This window comes from Acidithiobacillus sp. AC3 (assembly GCF_050261095.1).
Taxonomy (GTDB): Bacteria; Pseudomonadota; Gammaproteobacteria; order Acidithiobacillales; family Acidithiobacillaceae; genus Igneacidithiobacillus; species Igneacidithiobacillus copahuensis.
Window position 1 is genome coordinate 1,677,745 of record NZ_CP189838.1, and the last position, 18,163, is coordinate 1,695,907.

21 protein-coding genes and 2 tRNA genes are annotated in these 18,163 nt (G+C 56.6%); 9 read left to right on the top strand and 14 right to left on the bottom strand.

All coding sequences use genetic code 11. From position 1 onward, the window contains the following. The first annotated feature begins 23 nt into the window (after window positions 1-23). Entirely contained in the window at window positions 24-1,094 is a 1,071-nt protein-coding gene (locus tag ACQAYK_RS08465) for an alkene reductase (RefSeq protein ID WP_215872398.1), read from the top strand. Between the two features lies 1 nt (window position 1,095). Here the strand turns inward: ACQAYK_RS08465 and ACQAYK_RS08470 are convergent, their stop codons facing one another. Further along, window positions 1,096-1,704 carry a nucleotidyltransferase gene (locus tag ACQAYK_RS08470; protein WP_215872397.1) on the bottom strand — a complete coding sequence of 203 codons (609 nt, stop codon included), beginning with the start codon at window positions 1,702-1,704 and terminating at the stop codon, window positions 1,096-1,098. A 53-nt stretch (window positions 1,705-1,757) separates the two neighbouring features. Here ACQAYK_RS08470 and ACQAYK_RS08475 point away from each other — a divergent pair. The 5 genes from ACQAYK_RS08475 (at window position 1,758) to ilvA (ending at window position 4,976) form a co-directional block, all read left to right on the top strand. Continuing rightward, a tRNA-Leu gene (locus tag ACQAYK_RS08475) sits at window positions 1,758-1,842 on the top strand. A gap of 27 nt (window positions 1,843-1,869) precedes the next feature. Then, window positions 1,870-2,079, top strand: a complete 210-nt coding sequence (locus ACQAYK_RS08480) for a (2Fe-2S)-binding protein (protein WP_215872396.1) — start codon at window positions 1,870-1,872, stop codon at window positions 2,077-2,079. After that, on the top strand, window positions 2,076-3,032 hold the full coding sequence (locus tag ACQAYK_RS08485; RefSeq protein WP_215872395.1) for a YheT family hydrolase: 957 nt from the start codon (window positions 2,076-2,078) through the stop codon (window positions 3,030-3,032). The genes ACQAYK_RS08480 and ACQAYK_RS08485 overlap by 4 nt, the downstream gene beginning before the upstream one ends. After that, window positions 3,019-3,411: a winged helix-turn-helix domain-containing protein gene (locus ACQAYK_RS08490; protein WP_215872394.1), complete on the top strand. Its 393-nt coding sequence runs from the start codon at window positions 3,019-3,021 to the stop codon at window positions 3,409-3,411. Before ACQAYK_RS08485 ends, ACQAYK_RS08490 begins: the two co-directional genes overlap by 14 nt. Further along, window positions 3,408-4,976, top strand: a complete 1,569-nt coding sequence (gene ilvA, locus ACQAYK_RS08495; RefSeq protein WP_483167496.1) for a threonine ammonia-lyase, biosynthetic — start codon at window positions 3,408-3,410, stop codon at window positions 4,974-4,976. Before ACQAYK_RS08490 ends, ilvA begins: the two co-directional genes overlap by 4 nt. Here the strand turns inward: ilvA and ACQAYK_RS08500 are convergent. From ACQAYK_RS08500 to ACQAYK_RS08510, 3 genes are all read right to left on the bottom strand, one after another. Beyond that, entirely contained in the window at window positions 4,947-5,357 is a 411-nt protein-coding gene (locus ACQAYK_RS08500; protein ID WP_215872392.1) for a truncated hemoglobin, read from the bottom strand. The two genes, ilvA and ACQAYK_RS08500, sit on opposite strands and share 30 nt — an antisense overlap. Before the next feature lie 63 nt (window positions 5,358-5,420). After that, on the bottom strand, window positions 5,421-6,071 hold the full coding sequence (locus ACQAYK_RS08505; protein WP_215872391.1) for a uracil-DNA glycosylase family protein: 651 nt from the start codon (window positions 6,069-6,071) through the stop codon (window positions 5,421-5,423). A 153-nt stretch (window positions 6,072-6,224) separates the two neighbouring features. Then, complete coding sequence (locus tag ACQAYK_RS08510; RefSeq protein WP_215872390.1) at window positions 6,225-7,334, bottom strand: cytochrome-c peroxidase; 1,110 nt, start codon at window positions 7,332-7,334, stop codon at window positions 6,225-6,227. A gap of 142 nt (window positions 7,335-7,476) precedes the next feature. Here ACQAYK_RS08510 and ACQAYK_RS08515 point away from each other — a divergent pair, with 142 nt between their 5' ends. From ACQAYK_RS08515 to ACQAYK_RS08525, 3 genes are all read left to right on the top strand, one after another. Further along, window positions 7,477-7,836, top strand: coding sequence for a DUF2237 family protein (locus ACQAYK_RS08515; protein ID WP_215872389.1), 360 nt, complete (start codon window positions 7,477-7,479; stop codon window positions 7,834-7,836). 143 nt (window positions 7,837-7,979) lie between these two features. Then, window positions 7,980-8,258 carry a plasmid mobilization protein gene (locus ACQAYK_RS08520; protein ID WP_215872388.1) on the top strand — a complete coding sequence of 93 codons (279 nt, stop codon included), beginning with the start codon at window positions 7,980-7,982 and terminating at the stop codon, window positions 8,256-8,258. Continuing rightward, on the top strand, window positions 8,258-8,470 hold the full coding sequence (locus ACQAYK_RS08525; protein ID WP_215872387.1) for a hypothetical protein: 213 nt from the start codon (window positions 8,258-8,260) through the stop codon (window positions 8,468-8,470). The genes ACQAYK_RS08520 and ACQAYK_RS08525 overlap by 1 nt, the downstream gene beginning before the upstream one ends. Before the next feature lie 366 nt (window positions 8,471-8,836). Here the strand turns inward: ACQAYK_RS08525 and ACQAYK_RS08530 are convergent, their stop codons facing one another. The 10 genes from ACQAYK_RS08530 to pabC form a co-directional block, all read right to left on the bottom strand. Further along, window positions 8,837-10,792, bottom strand: a complete 1,956-nt coding sequence (locus ACQAYK_RS08530) for a hypothetical protein (protein ID WP_215872386.1) — start codon at window positions 10,790-10,792, stop codon at window positions 8,837-8,839. A 159-nt stretch (window positions 10,793-10,951) separates the two neighbouring features. Then, entirely contained in the window at window positions 10,952-11,509 is a 558-nt protein-coding gene (locus ACQAYK_RS08535) for a hypothetical protein (protein WP_215873227.1), read from the bottom strand. A 494-nt stretch (window positions 11,510-12,003) separates the two neighbouring features. Then, window positions 12,004-12,846 carry a hypothetical protein gene (locus ACQAYK_RS08540; RefSeq protein WP_215873226.1) on the bottom strand — a complete coding sequence of 281 codons (843 nt, stop codon included), beginning with the start codon at window positions 12,844-12,846 and terminating at the stop codon, window positions 12,004-12,006. A 135-nt stretch (window positions 12,847-12,981) separates the two neighbouring features. Continuing rightward, window positions 12,982-14,112 carry a DUF6538 domain-containing protein gene (locus ACQAYK_RS08545; protein ID WP_226827425.1) on the bottom strand — a complete coding sequence of 377 codons (1,131 nt, stop codon included), beginning with the start codon at window positions 14,110-14,112 and terminating at the stop codon, window positions 12,982-12,984. 103 nt (window positions 14,113-14,215) lie between these two features. After that, window positions 14,216-14,306: transfer RNA gene (locus ACQAYK_RS08550), tRNA-Ser, on the bottom strand. Window positions 14,307-14,352: 46 nt separating this feature from the next. Beyond that, window positions 14,353-14,703, bottom strand: a complete 351-nt coding sequence (locus ACQAYK_RS08555) for a PilZ domain-containing protein (RefSeq protein WP_215873225.1) — start codon at window positions 14,701-14,703, stop codon at window positions 14,353-14,355. Next, the gene (locus tag ACQAYK_RS08560) at window positions 14,700-15,665 is read right to left on the bottom strand and encodes a DNA polymerase III subunit delta' (protein ID WP_215873224.1); all 966 of its coding nucleotides are present in this window, start codon (window positions 15,663-15,665) and stop codon (window positions 14,700-14,702) included. The genes ACQAYK_RS08555 and ACQAYK_RS08560 overlap by 4 nt, the downstream gene beginning before the upstream one ends. Continuing rightward, window positions 15,658-16,302, bottom strand: coding sequence for a dTMP kinase (gene tmk, locus ACQAYK_RS08565; protein ID WP_226827424.1), 645 nt, complete (start codon window positions 16,300-16,302; stop codon window positions 15,658-15,660). Before tmk ends, ACQAYK_RS08560 begins: the two co-directional genes overlap by 8 nt. After that, complete coding sequence (mltG, locus tag ACQAYK_RS08570) at window positions 16,295-17,302, bottom strand: endolytic transglycosylase MltG (RefSeq protein WP_255789677.1); 1,008 nt, start codon at window positions 17,300-17,302, stop codon at window positions 16,295-16,297. Before mltG ends, tmk begins: the two co-directional genes overlap by 8 nt. After that, window positions 17,299-18,162, bottom strand: coding sequence for an aminodeoxychorismate lyase (gene pabC, locus ACQAYK_RS08575; RefSeq protein ID WP_215873222.1), 864 nt, complete (start codon window positions 18,160-18,162; stop codon window positions 17,299-17,301). The genes mltG and pabC overlap by 4 nt, the downstream gene beginning before the upstream one ends. Between the last annotated feature and the right edge of the window lies 1 nt (window position 18,163).

Here is an 18,163-nt window from a genome sequence, read left to right on the forward strand (position 1 = left end):
GTCGATCCAGCTGAGGAGCCAGTATGACGGACCTATTCTCTCCCCTGACCTTGGGCGCCATTGAACTCGGCAATCGAATATTGATGGCCCCTCTCACTCGCTGCCGCGCCGAAGGCGAACACGTGCCTACGCCGCTCATGGCCGAATACTATGCCCAACGCGCAAGCGCCGGCCTGATCATCGCCGAAGCGACCATGGTTTTGCCGGGCAATTCAGCGTTCTGGCATGAACCCGGCATCTATTCCGCGGAGCAGATCGCCGGCTGGCGTAAGGTAACCGATGCCGTACATCAGGCCGGCGGAAAAATTGCCTTGCAGATCTGGCATGGTGGGCGTGCCTGCCATCCCGATCTCAACAATGGCGTGATCCCGGTGGCACCGAGTGCCATCGCCATTGCCAATGAAGAAGTCCACACGCCCAAGGGAAAACAGGCCTACACCATGCCACGCGCGCTGACTGACGACGAAATCCCTGCCATCGTTGAAGGCTTTGCGCAGGCGGCCCGCAACGCTCGCGCAGCGGGATTCGACATGGTGGAAGTCCATGCGGCCAACGGCTACCTGATCGATGAATTCCTGCGCGACGGGAGCAACCATCGTGAGGGACCCTACGGAGGGAGTCGGGAAAACCGCTCCCGCTTCCTTTTCGAAGTCCTGGATGCTGTATGCGCAGCCATCGGGGCGGATCGTGTTGGCGTGCGTTTCTCGCCACTCAACAGTTTCAATGACATGAAAGACAGCGATCCTGTAGGGCTCTATACCTGGCTAGCGAATTCCTTCAATGACAAGAACCTCGCCTACCTCCACCTCATGCGCGGCGATTTTTATGAGAAGCAGACGGCAGATGTCTTGACTCCCATGCGTAAAAACTATCGCGGCAAGCTCGTGGTCAACATGGGATATAGCCCAGAAGAGGCAAAGAATACGATAGCCGAGGGCAAAGCGGACGCCGTGGCTTTTGGCACCGCCTTTCTCGCCAATCCCGATTTACCCACGCGCGTTCGCAGCGGTGCCACGCTCAATGAGCCCAACCCTGACACCTTTTATACCTCAGGACCAGAGGGCTATACCGATTATCCCACCCTCCCCGGTTAAATCAGCAGGGATTTTCCGCGGCCAAGAGCCGCTGTAACTGCGCGATGCTGCCCCGCGGCAGGGGCTTGCCATCGCGCGCCGAGGCGGGGCTGCGGCGGTCTTCGTCCAGGGCAAAGATCACCAGGCGCAGGGGTGCCCCCTCAAACTCCAGTAAAAAGGTGGGGTAATCCACAGCATTGGCGTCGCCAAAGCGCAGGCGCTGCCAGCCTTCCTCATATTCGACCTGGGCATCAAGCAGGAAAAACAGCACGCTTTCCGGGGCATCGGCAAAGAGATGCAAGGTGATCTTGCTGTGCTCCGTTGCATCACCCTCCCACACTGGGCCAACCAGACGTGGCTGAAACTCTTGCAGCCACTCCATGGCGTGCAGGGCAATTTCCCGCAAGTGGCGCAAGGCCTGGGGTTGGGTATCCGCATGGAAAAGCTGCAGGCGCGCCTGCATCTCGCTGTGAATTTCCGTGTTGCTAGGCCAGTGCTGCTGGGCATGGACGCCCAGCCGGCGTGCAGCCTTCTCCTTGGCACTGCGAAAATCGCCCACGGCTTCATCGACCATGATGCGCGCGGCTTCCACCGCTAAAAGCTGACGTAGGCGTTGCGGAGACTTGGCCATGATTTGATTCCGTCGTTGTCCAGAAAGGCCCCAAAGGATAAGATAGCGCAGACGCGAGGATGGCGGAATTGGTAGACGCACTGGATTTAGGTTCCAGCGCCGCAAGGCGTGGGAGTTCGAGTCTCCCTCTTCGCACCATATGGATGATCGAGGAACGCAGCAAGAATGTCAGCAGAAGCGCAGGAAATCGACGACAGTCCCTATTGCTGTTGCTCGGCAGCCACTTTCCGAGAAATCCTGGAGCGTCAACGCGCCCAGCCCCTACCCTTCATGGAGCTACTGATGGTGCATGCGGGCTGTGGTTCCGGTTGCGGCAGCTGCATCGACGAGCTGGAGCAATACCTCCGAGCGCACGACGCCTACATCGAAGATTGACGCTCTCCTGCCACTTTCGCCCCCCATTCTGGCTCCCCAACGGCGATTTCGAAACCATTTGGGCGCCGTTTTTTTCCCGCCGACGGCAGGTCTCTCTGCGTCGCGAAATCTGGACGACACCAGACCAGGATCGCATTGCCGTCGACTGGGTAGATGGCCAGGGCGATAGCCCGGTGCTGGTTCTTTTTCACGGGCTGGGCAGTAGCAGTAGCGGACACTATGCCCTATCCCTCGGCGCAGCCCTGCAGCGAGTGGGCTGGACAGGCTGTTTCATCAATTTTCGCGGCTGCGGCGGCATCGACAATCTTCTACCGCGCGCCTACCACGCCGGTGACAGCGCGGAAATTGCCTGGATCATCGAGCGCTTGCATGCGTTGCAGCGACCGCTATACGCCGTCGGTGTGTCTCTCGGCGGCAATGCCCTACTGAAATATCTCGGTGAGGATCACCCAAACTATTTGACGGCAGCTGCTGCGGTCTGCGCGCCGGTCGATCTGGTGGCCACGGCCGCATATATCGCCGCTCGCCCCCTCTATGAACAGTATTTTGTCCGCACCCTGAAACGACAGATGGGGCGCTATGCCCAACGATTTCCCGACCTGGTGGATTGGCAGGCGGTGCGCCGTAGCAAGAGTCTGCGTGCCTTTGACGATACCTTCACCGCTCCGGTCCATGGCTTTCCCGATGCCCTGAGCTACTGGCAGCAGAGCTCTTCCGGGCCCGGCCTCGCGCAGGTGCGCACGCGCACGCTGTTGATCAATAGTCGCAATGATCCTATCGTACCCTTGGATGCCGTTGCGAAATGGCCCCGCGGTCGCGCCGTGCATCGCTGTTTCACCCAGCGCGGCGGCCATGTTGCCTACGTGCAAGGTAGATTCCCCGGAGATACCGACTGGCTTCCGGAGCGAATCCTGCGCTTTTTTCAGGGAGAGGACCCAGATGCAGAAGCATAGTCATGTCATCGCGCCGAGGCTGCGCATACTGCTGGCCGAGGCCATCGCCATTGGCCCTGGCAAAGCGGAACTATTGCATCGCATCGAGGAAAAGGGCTCGATCTCGGCTGCAGCACGGGCCATGAACATGAGCTACCGGCGCGCCTGGCTGCTGGTCGACACCATGAATCGCTCTTTCGTTGGCCCATTGGTGGGCACAGCGACGGGCGGTACGCGCGGTGGTGGCGCCTTTCTCACCGATCTGGGCAAAGAAGTCCTGGCCCACTATGAGGCGATGGAGGAAAAGGCCAATACTGCCCTGCAAGAAGACATCGACCAGTTTCGCCAGTGGTTGCGCCCCGACGGCCCTCTTCCCCCAAGCCACGGAAACTCCGAGTGAAAGATCTGCTCCGCGAAATCCTCTGCAGCCGGGTCTATGACGTTGCCCGCGAGACACCGCTCGAAGCCGCGCCCAAAATGAGCGCCCGCCTGGGGCGAGAGGTCCTCTTCAAACGCGAAGATCTGCAGCCGGTATTCAGCTTCAAGCTGCGCGGCGCCTACAACCGCATCGCCCAACTGAGCGATGAGGAGCGGCGCCGAGGGGTCATCGCCGCGAGTGCCGGCAATCATGCCCAAGGAGTTGCCCGTAGCGCCCAGTTTCTGGGCATCCGCGCCACCATCGTCATGCCGCGCACCACCCCGGAAATCAAGGTCCGCGCCGTGCAGACCCTGGGTGCCGAGGTCATTCTGCACGGTGACAGCTATTCCGACGCGCAGGCCTATTGTCAGCAGATCATCGCCGAAACCGGCATGGTCTTTGTCCATCCCTTCGACGACCCCTTGGTGATTGCCGGTCAGGGTACCGTGGGGGCGGAACTGCTGCGCCAGCGCGGGAGTGCCCTCGATGCGGTATTTGTGCCTGTGGGGGGTGGCGGTCTGATCGCTGGCGTGGCCGCTTACCTGAAAAGTATCGTGCCGGAGATCCGCATCATTGGCGTCGAACCCTTCGAGGCCGATGCGATGTATCAATCCCTGCAGGCTGGGGAGCGGATCGAATTGGATCAGGTCGGCATCTTTGCCGACGGTGTCGCCGTGCGCAAGGTAGGCGAGCAAACCTTCGCCCTCTGCCGCCAGTACGTCGATCAGATCGTGCGCGTCAGCAATGACGAAATCTGCGCCGCCATCAAAGATGTCTTCGACGAGACCCGCACGGTGATGGAGCCGGCCGGGGCCTTGGCGCTTGCCGGGCTGAAGCGTCTGGCGCTGGAAGAGCCCGCACAGGCCGGCCAGGGAGCGTGGGTAACCATCCTCTCCGGCGCCAACATGAACTTCGACCGCCTGCGTTTTATTGCCGAGCGCGCCGAAATTGGGGAAGCGCGCGAGGCCCTGTTTGCTGTTACCATCCCCGAACGTCCCGGGGCCTTCCAGGCCTTCTGTGCCGCCATTGGCGGGCAGCGCGTCATCACCGAATTCAATTACCGCCTGCATCGTCGTGACGAGGCGCAGATTTTTGTCGGCGTTGCCGTGCAGGATCGGGCCGACGCCGAGGGGCTACTGCAGGCGCTTCGCGATACGGGACATATCGCGCTGGACCTCAGCAATGACGAGATGGCCAAGTTGCATATCCGTCACATGGTCGGCGGCCATGCGGTGCAAGCCCGTAACGAGCGTATCTTTCGCTTTGAATTTCCCGAGCGCCCCGGCGCCCTCATGGAGTTTCTCGACAAGGTCGGCGGGCGCTGGAACATCAGCCTCTTCCATTATCGCAACAATGGCGTCGATTTCGATCGCGTACTGGCGGGATTTGAAGTGCCGCCCGAAGATTCCGCGGCCTTCCGGGATATGCTCGATCTCCTCGGCCTACCCTACGCCGAAGAGACCGACAATCCCGCCTATCGCTTCTTTCTTGGCCAGGGCGAGGAACAGACCCCGCGTCTACGCGTCGCGGGCGAACATCAGTCGTAGCGACTCGCCAATTCCACTCGCCAGGCCCAACCAGCGCTTGGCGAGGTCCGCATCGAGATGGTCGAGCATCGTCTCGTGAAAGAGCTGTAGCCAGTCGTCCACCAAGGCATTGCTCACCCCGACAGGAGCGTGCTTGTCGCCCAGGGCATAGCGAAAATCCTGATAGGGTAAGCCGCCCATCACCGTCCACCAATAATGGGTGAGACGTTCCTTGTGCAAGGTCCAGTCGCCAACAATGGCGAAGGGCTCTGCCAGAGTGGGATGATGTTGAATGCGATCGTAAAAATCGTCCACCACGGCACGAATGGTCGGCAGACCGATTTTTTGGCAGAGCGGTTCAAGCTTGCGTTTGGCAGGCAGAACCGGCAACTCATCAGCCATGACGGCCTCCTCTCTGTATCAGCAAAGTGCCATCATACGCCGCCAGCCCGCGGCGACCAATCGCTAGCCCTGCAGCAGCATCTGGGTGTAGCGCCGCACCCACGATTGCGCCTCCCGCAAGCGATAGGTCATGATCCAGGAAGGATGCGGCAGGTGGGAAATACGCACGCTGCCATCAGGAAAGAGCCGCTGCACCGTCGCCTCCACCTCTCGCCCCAGGGCAATGATGCGCTTTGGCTGAATCTGCGCCATCTCGGCCAGAAAACGTTCCTCGACCACTCGCTGCGCGGCCATGGGAAGCTCTGGATAATTGCAGTTTTTGCCATCGCGCAGGAAGCCCACCGCTGCAACATTGCTCACATAGAACGCGCGGTAGAACTTCTCAACGCCCACGTTCTGCACCACCCGATGAAAGAAGTTGGCCGAGGGCTCAGTGTCGTTGCGCGGCAAAGGCGTATCCGGCAGCAAATTTGCCAGACTCCGGAAGTCCAAAAAGGGGATGCCCGTCAGTCCCGCCCCCGAACGCCCGGGATTGAGGCCCAGGATCACCGTCCGGGGCAAAGGCTCGGGAAGGTACTGTTGGATAAACTGCTCGGCATAGGGTCGATACTCCAAAAAATCCTGGAGAATCGTTATGCCATGCTCCTGCAACAGGCCGGTGAATGCCTCATCCTGCAAATATTGGTCTTGGGCGAAAAAAAGAGGGTTCTGCATCGGGAACACGCCTTTGCTGATCAGCCGGCCATAATCCTACATTGCCATTCTCAGAGCAATCGTCAGCATCGAAGCATCCCGTCTAGCACCCTCGGCGCGGCGTAAGTCGGCGTTCGCGCGGAACGGGACCGACACGCCGCCCGGGCATGTACGCTATTTTTTCTGCATTTCCTTCGCCATATCCGCCACCTTCATGAGCAAGGTGGAATCGGGGGTCTGGGGCAAATGCGGGAGTGTCACCTGTGGAAACTTGCCGGTCAGACTGTTCAGGAATGCCTCGATCTGCTTGGTCTGGGTTTCCGTCAGGTTTTTGCCCAACTCACAGGCGGCCATGACTCGGACAGCTTCTTGCAGATTGGGAACCGTGCCGTAGTTGAAATAGGGTGCAGTAAGGGCAACATTACGCAGACCCGGTACTCGGAATCGTTCCTTGTCGGCGTCTTTGTGCGTCACGTCGTAGCGCCCCAAATCACCATGCAGATGATATTTCTGCACGTATTTTGCGCAGGCCGCATTCTGCGGTTGGGCCGGAAATTTTTGATAAAAGCCCTCACCCATCGGCAGCCCGGGGTTATCGAACATAGGTCCGGCGTGGCAGGTACCGCAGCCCACCGAGTTGAACAACTTCAGTCCCTCTTGCGCCGTCACGTCCAAGGCCTTTTTATCGCCTTTTACAAAGCGATCATAGGGACTATCCGGTGTCACCAGGGTACGCTCAAAGCTGGCGATCGCTTCCGCCGCATGGTCAAAAGTGATCGGTTCCTTGCCACCAAAAACCTGCGCGAATTGCGCATGATACCCCGGAATCTTGCGCAAGACGTCGACTACCGCCTCTGCGTTGGGCATACCCATCTCCACCGGATTGAGGATGGGTCCTTTCGCCTGCTCCTCCAGACTACTGGCCCGCCCGTCCCAAAACTGGACCGTATTGAAGGCGGCGTTGTAGACCGTAGGCGTGTTACGCGGGACATCGACTCGACCGAAAACGCCGAAAGACAGAGGAAGATTATCGCTACCATTACTTTGCACCATATGGCAGCTGTTACAGGACACGGTTCCAGAAAGAGAAATTCTGGGATCAAAATACAGCTGCTTGCCCAGCTCAATCTTGGCGGGAGTCATGGGGTTGTCGGCAGGGACGGGTACCTTGGCGGGAAACTCCCCGTCAGCAACCGCCAGCGGCGCAGCCAAGAGACCGGCACAAGCCAAAAGTAACGACTGCCAGCCCCGCCGCGGAGACCGGATAATGAGATGTGTATGCATAAAAACGCTCCCTTCTGACATTTTAGGACTCCAGTATAGAAATTCCTGACATCACTCACAAGCGGCAACTTTGCCCTGCACCATTGGGCATTTCTGGACCGATGATGCTACCCTTAAGAAAGTCGGCCGACTCGGAGAAAAAATGCGCAGCAATGTTCTGGGAGAGGACTTGGTGTCCTGCAGCGAAAATCCTCGTACCGGTTTCCGCCGTGATGGCTTTTGCAGCGGTGGCCCCAACGATCTCGGCTCGCATACCGTTTGTGCGGTCATGACGGGGGCCTTTCTGCAATATACTTTGGAACGCGGCAACGACCTCATCACCCCACATCCGGAGTGGGATTTTCCCGGCCTGCGCCCCGGGGATCGCTGGTGTCTCTGTGCTGCGCGTTGGGAAGAGGCGCGCGAGGCGGGCGTCGCCCCGCCGGTCATCCTCGCCGCCTGTGACAAGCTCTGTCTAGAAGTGATTCGCCGCGAAGACCTCTTCGCCCACGCCTACCAGTAAGTCGGCTCCTGGCCGGCCATTGCTGCAAACGGTATGGGTTCGACCTGGCCGGCCGTAAATACACGAGTAAGCAGACCTCTTGATTGTTCTTGCATTCCTTCTACAATGTCCATGTGCTGGTCATGAACAGAAAGGAGTAGAGCATGGCAACTGCAAGCGAACGTATCCCGGTCCTGGTTACCCCACAGGAAAAGGCTCTGATTTCCAAGATGGCCCAGGATGCCCATATGTCGATGGGAGAGCTCCTCCGCCGGGCCGCCTCGTCCTTTCGTCCAAATGAGGAGGAAGAGATTCTGGAGGGGATGATTGGTCAAATACTTAAGACGAGCGCCCAGGCCAATGCCGCCATCGATGAAGCGTTGGCCTTCGTCGAAGACTCCGAACGGCGGATCGCCGCCATGGAATCCGGACGAACCCGCTGATGGCGATTACCGACAAGATGTGGGATGCCCTGAGCACCGTGATCAAGATGAATGATCGGGTGGAGGGTTTGGCGAGCACGGTAAAACGGCAGCAGGAAAAAATAGAGAATCTCACCGAGCGGGTCATTCGCCTGGAAACTGCCTTGGAAATCGCCCTGTCAAACCCGTCGCGCATCCGTAGCGGAGTACCCCGTTTAAAACACGAGGAGTAATGCGGACATTTCGCAAGAAGTCGAAAGAATTTTCAGGGCAGATACTATGCGGATTTGGCGGAGAGGGTGGAATTCGCCCGTTTCACCAAATATCCAAAACTTATTCAATGAGTTGCGAACAACCGCCTTGACCAGATAGTTACAGTGATTAGTTACAAATACAGTATCAAGCCCCAACTATCAGAAGCGTACGATGTTATCAACATTACTGGTGCCAGTCAGTGTCAAGCAATGACCAGGTATCAGACTCCTCCCGACATCATCAATCCTTCGAAAGTCCTTCCAACCTCTGTAAATCAGCCTGGATAAACGTCTCCAAGGCAGCGTTTGCAGTCATTCACGCACCCAATAGAGACGGACAAGTAATTACAAAATTTGGAAGTAGGGATTTCGAGCAGGCTTTCTTATAGCGTGGAATGAACGCCACTTTGCCTCAAAGGCTGACGCGTCATGACACCTATCCAGAAGAAACATTAGCCACGGGATACTGACAAATAAGCTATCGAATAGCCATGGACGACCCGCATGATGAAACGTTGCCAATTGGAACTCCAGGGTGCGCAGTTTATTGAGCGCAATATTAACAGCATTAATTTTTTTAACGGCGGCAGATGTTCCTTGATCAGACATTACCCCAAAATTAGTTTGCATAAAAGCTTGCAAAAAAGACCCTGTGTTCAACGGATCTTGCAATGTTCCCCAATCTAGGAGTGAAACCGAGATTCTAACCACGCGCCGACCATGAAATTCAAGCTTCGTACCGTCACTGAAGTAGAGTACCTCGTTCTGGCGAAGATATAGCTCGTGTCGCCCGCTTTGTATTTGGGATTCAAACATTGACTTAAGATCGGTGAGTATTTCCAGAACATCTCCAGAAAAGCTTGCTCGAGTTAGTATTTTCTTTTTTACTTCCAGGAAAAAAATATATTCGTTGGTCTCTAGAACGATATCGCACTCGTACCTTTCGCCTGATACTTCGTAGAATCCAGGTGCCACGACAGGTTGCAACCCATGTTGTATATATAAATTCGAAACCAACTGCTCTGCCGCAGTTCCTACTTTCTCATCTATATGAGTGTCGTAACTTCGAATGGCATCTGTAAGTGCTATATAGAAACCCAAAGCAGATATAGAAGGCGCGATAAGCAACCTGTTTTGGTTCTGCCCTGCGACTAGTGGTCTAAAATTTAAATTGCAGTGAATGATGTCATTCGGTTTAAAGAATTCTGTATTCAACTGCGTCGGATCATGCGTGAACTGATCCAGCATAGCCTTAATAACAGCATTTGATAGATTTGTTGATTCTCTAATTTTCCGAAAGGTAAAAGAGTGACAGGGCCTCGTGTCTGGGCCAAAAATAATTTTTGCTAACACAAGAGCATCCGCCACAGTCCATCCCAATTCCCGCTTCATCTCAGCCTGGTCTACAGCCTTAAAGAGCGTCTCTAACATAACGAACAAATCAATAGGCCGGAGTTGCTCAAAACTAAAACAAGCGTCGCCTACCACGGCATCTTGCAACGCTTCTATCAACCTAGTAGGACTTACCATCGCGACTTCTACGCCGCTGTAAGGCTCGAGGTCTAGGGTAGCTACGATATCCTTGGATAACTCTAACAAAGACTCGAATCGCTCTTCGCTTTGCATTTCCGGAACTGCAGGCTTGAGGTGCTTGGCAGCAAGGTTTAACAGGTAGCCCCAGGGGATTTCCAGAGGCTTATCTTCTCTAACCGCCATTGCAAGATGCCTTATTATGACATATCGGCCTCTCTCCAGATAGGGATAAAGTCGTTCGAAAATCCGGCGAATGAGAGGCCATCCACCGTATGCGCTAACTGCTGCGTCCATGATTTGGCAGGCTCGTTCAAGTTCCCCGCTAACCCATGTGACATGACCGTCATTAGCATGGAATTGATAACCTTGGCCTTGCAGCCGTCGAATAGCACTAAGGACCGCATCTTGTCTAGCGTAAATCGGCACTTGCTCGGTAATGTTGAGGCCTGGCTGTTCCATTAATAGCAATCCTATAGCTACAGCTATTTGCCAGTCAGGGCTTTGGTCTGGTTCGTGAATGTATGGATCAGATATACCAAATAATATGGTGCGCACGACTTTATAATAAGGATAATCCCAGCCTTCAAATTCGCCTTGCAGATACAATACCCGAGCGAGATCATGTAGCCCTATACATGTAGAGGTTGGTTTTTTTAAACTAATCCGCTGCCGTACCAACTCATATAGAGTGCTCGATCTGTTAAATCTCAGACCTTCCAGTATGATGTCGTTGCGAAGAAGAAATCCGGCAATATCATTAACGCGCATCTGATCTACTATATGTAGAAAATTCTGAATAATCTTATTTGTTATCACGATATTTTTACAAAAAATAGTTAACCATCAAGATTTTGTCGGTGAACTAACTCGCCAATATAACCGGTAAGCGCACAACACAATTCAGAATATTACAAGTAGCCATCAATTTTATATACCATCAATAAAAGACGCCTCTTCTTTGCTTAAGTTGATAATTTCTTTTTTTATTTCTTCTCTAAATTTATTGAATGTACCGTAGAAGTTATTTATAACAATTTGTTGCCTTTTATCAATATCGTTTTCAGCTCTAAGCAGATTTATAATTATCATTATTTCTCCAAATATTCCCTCAAAATCTTTTCCATCCCATATTGCCATGTTATTCTCATATCTATATTTCATCAAGTTTTCAAAACATCTCTCCGCTCTATCTAATGCATTATATTTTAGCAAGTCATACGAAGTATAGGAAACAATAGATCGTTCTATATAATATCCGATCTTGCCAACAAGCTTATTTGTTTCATATATAACATTTATCTTTCTTTCGTATGATATTCTTCGTTGATAGGATAGCTCAGAAATCTTTCCTGATAATATTTCTACTTGTACCTTTGTTTTATTAGCATTATCACTGGATTCTCTCACTGACTTGTAGCTAACGTAAGCAGCAATTACTGTGACTGTAGGGGAAATAATCAAGCCTAATGTTTCTAATAACTGCATGACAAAAAACCTTTGTTGAGACGGAGAATCGCCGTGCTCAGTATGCCTTTTCGCGCGTCCTTGCGCTGGCGATTGGATGATTGTGCCCCGGACGTCCTCGTTCTGGTCATCGGCGCACCGTACAGCCCTCGTTGGGGCGCAGACGGTGCACTCGCCCCCCACTGACTCGACGGCCACCATGCGGCACAGCACGCGCCTGCACTCCCAGCCTTCGGCGGATGCAGTACACCGCGTGGCCTGCCGGGGAATACTCGCCCTCGCGTCGCTCTCCCGGCGAGTAGCGATTGTACTTATAGAATCTAGGCCAGTTAAACAATCGCTTTTATTCCTAACCATACTTGCCTAACCGATCAAGGCACGAGTATTACTGATAGAAGAAGTTTGGCGCAACCCAGCGTCCGCTTCCAGTCTGCTGCAGCCCTATCCCCTTTAGCCGTTCGGAGGCCTCTCTAGGCTTTCATCGCCTCCAGCTCAACAGTTAGGCGATTTACCCGCTATGTCAAGGACGATTCCAGGGCAGACAGTTTTTTGGTTGCCCAGGACTCCGGCAGATACAGTAGGGTGCCGACCTGTTTGAGCCCGTCCCAGCGGCTCCCGGGCGTCTGTTGGGCCCAGTATAGCTCAATACTATCCCGGAGGGTGTCGGGCCAGTCTTCCGCGTGAGCCACCTGTAATAGGCGATGCGTCAGAAGTGCGCCCAGGTGATCATCAGCGAAATACAGACCCAGGGTGCCAAGATACTCGCCCTCCGCAATCTGGTAACCGCCAGGCCGGCAGGCAATCTCCAGAGGTCCGCGAATAAACTCACAGAGTGCTTCAAAATCCCGACGCTTGCGCGCATGGGCCTCGACTTCGATCCAGTCCATACCCCCAGATAAAGAGCCAGGAAGATCAAAAACTGCCCCGTCTGGAATCTTCCCAGCAATCTCAATCTGTGGCGTTCGCCGGGTCAGAATCTCATATTCCGTCCAGACCCGCCCCCCTTCCAGCATTCGTTGAAGGATAATATTGTTGGCAAGACTGCGGTGCCGTACATTGCCTAAGCGAAAGTCGAGCCCCGACTTTGCCGGGACGGTAGGCCGGAAGCTTTTTAGGTAACCCACTCCGGCAGGACGCAGCACATAAGCCGACCCGCCGCCGTCGATGACCCAACGCAGCAACAGGCCTTTTTCCTGGGCTTTGCCAAGCAGCCGCTGGCCAAGCTTTTCTCTGGTCGCTGCGGTACTACTCCCCGGCCAAAGGATGCGGGTGATCTGGTCGCGGGTCAGCCAGCCAAAGCGGCTGACCGCTTCGAGGCCGTCGAGAAGGTTGGCTTGGTGTTGCGCATGGGTATCCATGCCCAATATAGCAACCCCTTCGTCGCTCCTGGCCGATAGATCGGCAGTGCCCCCCAACCCTGCCCTTGTGTCCGTGGGGAGGCACTGTACCGACCCTCAACTTTTGAGGGGTCGGGGCGCCGCTGCGCCCTCCCCTCAGATGCGGGCATGGTAGCCCCCTCCCCCGGCACTCGTGGTGATGCCGAAGAGGCCTTGCGGGGAGAAGATCCGGGCCAGTTCCGCTTGGGTGAACGATCGGCGCTGGGATTCAGGGGCCAAACCTTCCTTGGCCGCAAAGCGTTTGTAGTCGAATCCTGAAAATGGGTTTTTCTCCAGCAATTCGTCCTTGACGGCAATGGAGAATACGGCGCCGACGAGCGTTCCCTTCTTTTCGAGGGTCTTGGCACTGTTGCCCCGCTGATCCCGTTCGTGGCGTAGCCAGTCGGTGACCTGGGCGCGGGTCAGGGTGGCGGGGGTGGCTTTCGGGAGATAGATGGACAACGCCTGCACCAGGCGCTGCATCTCGAAGTCGGTGCGGGGCTTGCGCGGGCAATCCTGGCGCCAGTGGTCGAGCAGTTCCTGCCAGCTGAGGCCCGAATTACGAGTGGTGGCGGGGTTGGTAGGGGCGGCAGGCTCCCAGACGGCCGGCAAGGGAATATCCTCGGGGGTCAGCTTGGGTTGCACCAGCCGGCCGGCTTGCCGCTGGGCCAGGATGTCGTAGCCTTCTTGAAACGCGGGGAGCACGTCTAAAACCAGTTGGCGCTCTTCTGCCGCACTGACAGCCAGTTGATATCTCTTGCCCACCAACAGCCCGCGAATGACGGGTAGGAAAGGCTCGGGCTGCCCTCTTGCCAAGGCTTGGGCGATCTTGGCCTGCACCTCCTGGATATTCTCCTGGAGTTCCTGGTATTCCTCCTCGTCGATTCCCTCCCGGCGCCAGGCAAGGTCGGCTTCGAGGCTGGAAAGCCACAAGGCCCGCAGACCGGAGACCAGTGCCGGGGTGACTTGGGTGATGGGTTTGAGGGGATGATGGGGGGCTTGGGAAGCATAGCGCTGAAAGGCTTCGGCGTAGTCCTCTTGCTGGTCGATCTGCTGGCGCAGGCTGTGGAATTGCTGATCCACCTGCAGGGCCAGCAGGCGCCCCTGACTGACCGCCTGGCGATAGTCTTTACCGAGGGAACGCTTGATCTCGCGCTTGCCGACAGCGGCCCGTAACGGCTCGGGGACGACGATGCGAAAAACGTATCCGTGGGGGATCTTGTAACAGTTGCTGGGCAGGGCGGGCATCACCTTCTCCTCGTCCCGCTCGCTCCGCTTTGTACTAGCTTTTTGTACTAAAATCGTTCCTGAATGCCTTGATATTATTGATATTCAGAACATTAGCACAAATTGGCGGAGAGGGTGGGATTCGAACCCACGGTACCCTTTTGGAGTACACAGCATTTCCAGTGCTGCACCTTCGGCCGCTCGGTCACCTCTCCGTAGGGGCGGGAGTGTAGCCTAGTTGCGCGATGCAAGCAATCGAGGTTAGAAGGCCAGGATCTCGCGCTTCTGTCCCTTGGGCAGGCTGGCAATGATGCTTTGGATACGGGTCAGGATTCCAGAACGATCGTTGGTGAAACGAATGCCGATGGCTGGCGGATGACCTTCACGGTTTTCCTTGGGCATGATCCAGATCACCTTACCTTGCAGCGGGGTACGCTGGCCATTGTCGGGCAACGTGATCATCAATAGCACGTCGGTCCCCATGGGCAGCAGGTTCGGGGTTTCGATCAGTATTCCTCCACCTCGTACCTGCGGCAAAAAATAGCGCTGCACCGACTCGGCATCGCGCAGTACCACCGAAAGCGCACGGGCACTGGAATCCAATGTACTCATTCTTCTCTTTCTCCCCAAAACCAGCACCAGAGCAGGCGCTCCAGACGCATGGGTATCTGTAGATTCTGGCGCAGATCAACAGCGAGACGCAACCAAGCCTGGCACTCTTTCCATAACTGCGTTGGCGACCGACTCGCGGCCCGCGTCGAAAGCGCTTGCGCCCACAAAGGGGCTTCCAGACCGTGTTGTAGTCGAAAAATTTGCGTATACAAGCCCAACATCAACTCTCGCAGCAACAAGACGCGTTCTTCCTCCTTGCTCCACTGCCCCACCAGCCGCCATAACAACTCGAGTCGCGGTGTTTTGCTGAGCAATTGCGTCTGCGCCTCCTGCAGCTCTGGCCAGACGCCGCTGTTGACGAGTTCCAGAGCACGCGCTGGGCGATCGGCATAGCGCTGGGCAAGGTTGTCCACATCAGCAGCATCGACTCCCTGTGCGCGAAGATAACGGGCACAGGCGTCAACTTCATGCGGAGGTGACTCGAGGCGCTGGCAGCGCGAACGAATGGTCGGCAAAAGTCGCACAGGTGCAGCGCTCAGCAACAGTATGCGGGCACGTAGCGGGGGTTCTTCCAGACCCTTGAGCAGTGCATTGGCTGCTGCCATGCTCATCTGTTCTGCAGTGATGATCCGCAGCACCCGTAAGGGACCAGACTGCGGGGTGTAAGCCAGGACGTCCAACGCTTCGCGTATTTGCTCGATGCCCAGAGTCTTGCCATTACTTGCCTGCAGATTCAGGTAGTCTGGATGATTTCCCGCATCCAGCAACTGACAGGAAGGGCAACTACCGCAGGCCTCCTCAGCAGCCCGATGACAAAGCCAGAGGCGCACGAGTCGTTCCGACCACGCAGCCGCGAGGCTATCCGCCGCCGCCTCGAGCAGCAGCGACTGCGGAAGCGCCCGAGCACGATCCGAGCCCAGCCAGGCCGGTGCGCTAAAATAGGAGATCGCTGCGTTATCCATGATGCGATTGGCGTGGGGGTATCCGCGCCAGCAAAGCCTCCCGTAGCTGCTCCTGGACCTGTGCCAGGGGCTGACTGGCGTCGATGCGGTAAAAACGCTTTGGCATCTCCATGGCCCGCTGCGCAAAAGCGGCTTGCGCCCGGCGGAAGAAGTCGATGCTCTCTCGTTCCATGCGATCGGGCCGACGATCGCGAATGCGCTCAGCGGCAACCTGGGGATCGATATCGAGCCAGAACGTCAGATCTGGCTGACGCAAAATACCGGCCCAGCGCGAAAGCTCCTCGATACGCGCAAGGGCTACCCCACGCCCGCCACCCTGATAGGCAACAGTCGAATCCTCGTAACGATCACAGAGCAGGACCTTGCCCGCCGCCAGCGCCGGCAGGATACGACTGCGCAGGTGATCCCGCCGTCCGGCATAGAGCAGCAGCAGCTCCTCTTCCACATCCAGTTGCAGGTCAGGATTGAGAAAGATGGCGCGCAGGGCTTCACCCAGTGGCCCACCACCCGGTTCACGACTGCGCTCCACGGTGTAGCCGAGTGCCTCGATCTGCTCGGCAAGGAAAGGCAGGACGGTACTCTTGCCAGCCCCTTCTATCCCTTCGAGAGTGATGAAAAATCCCGATTCCTTAGTCATTTTTGACACCCGCCTGAAGGTAGCGTCGGATCTGCTGCTGATGTTCCGCAAACCCTGCTGAGTAGTGATATTCGTTGCCCTTGGCGATGAAGTAAAGGTCATCGCCAACCGCCGGGTGCAGAACCGCCGCCAGGGCCTGCTGCGACGGCATGGCGATCGGAGTTGGCGGCAGGCCACTATGCAGATAGGTATTATACGGACTTTGCACCTGCATCTGCGCCGGCTGGAGATGACCATCATAGGCCTTGCCCAGCGCATAGATTACCGTGGGGTCGGATTGCAGCGGCATTCCTATCCGCAAGCGGTTGAGAAAGACGGCGGCAATGCGTTGTTGCTGCGCCAACGGCGCACCTTCACGTTGCACAATGGAGGCCAGAATCAGCGCCTGATAGGGGCCGTGCAGTGGCAGATTGGGCGCACGCTCCGCCCACGACTGCCGCAGGGTCTGCTGCATGGCCTGGGCGGCCTGGCGCAGCAGAGTCAGGGCCGGTTCACCGGGCACGTAGCGATAACTCTGCGGCAGCAGGCAACCCTCGGCATTCTGTCGTGTGGCTGCCATCGGTCCCAGCAATCTGGGCAATTGTGCTGCCTTGGGGATCCCCTTGGCGTCCAGATAGGGGGCGTGCTCCAGTTGTTGCAGCACCTGCGGCAGATTCATTCCGGGTACGATGGTAAACAGCAGCGGCCGCGAGCGCCCAGCCCGCAAGGTCTCGAGCACTTCTGCCATACTCACCCGTCCGCGAAACCTATAGAGGCCGGCGTGTAGAGGCGGGCGCCCCTCCACCTGCCAGAGGAGTCGGAACAGCATGGGGTTCGGCAACAAACCCTTTCTGTGCAGCTCCCGAATACTCGCATCAACGCTGGCTCCCAAGCGGATGGGTACCTCCGTCCCCGGTGCTGGCAACGCAAAGGGGCGGTAGAGGCCCCATAGTGCCCAGCCGAGCAGCGCGAAAATCGTGAAGAGGAGAAGCAGGGCCAGGCGTGGCAACCAGGATCTCACGTTGCCTCCGGGAATAATCCCAGCTCACGGTGCCAAGCCGCCAGACGCTGCGCCAAGCTACCCGCAGCGCCGGGGAGACTGCGATCTTGCCATCTTTGCACCGGCCAGAACCCAATCAGACTGTTACAAAAGAGGATTTCTTCTGCCTCTGCCAGCGCAGTTGGCGTTTCTCTTACGGTCTGTACGGCAAGTCCCCAGCCTTCCGCCTGGCGTAGAATTGCATCCCGTTGAATTCCACGGATTCCGCCATCGTGCAGATCCGGGGTATAAAGCGTGTCCCCGCGACGCCAGAGGACGTTGCTTTGGATACCCTCGCGCAGGTATCCCTGTTGGTCGCAGAGTAGCGCCTCTTGCCAGCCCTCGGGCAAAGCGCGCCGTGCCATGATTTGATTGAGACGATTCAGAGACTTGAGCGCCAAGTAGGGCGCACCGCATTGCAGGGGGACCGTGGACAAACCCGCGCAGATGCCCTCCTGCCAATAGGTTTTGGATCGAGTGGGCCAATCCTGCAGAAGGAAAACGATCTGTCCAGTGCTCTCCCGCGGGGTGGCGTAGCCTTGGCCATCCCGGCGGAACAACAGGATCTTCAGTACCAGACGCCGAGATGTCGCAATAAGAGGGGACCCCTCCAGCAGTTCCTGCCAATGGGCCAGCAGTGTGGCAACGTCCGGGACGGCAATTCCCAAAACCGCGGCACCCTGGCTCAGCCGATGCAGGTGCTGCTGCCAAAATAAAGGTTGCGAGGAAATGACGGCGATGGTCTCGAAGAGTCCATCGCCATACTGTAGGGCACGTGCGAAGGGGAGCGAGTACGCAGGGTCCTGGAAGACGCCATCGACACTGCAGGCGAGGACCGTCACA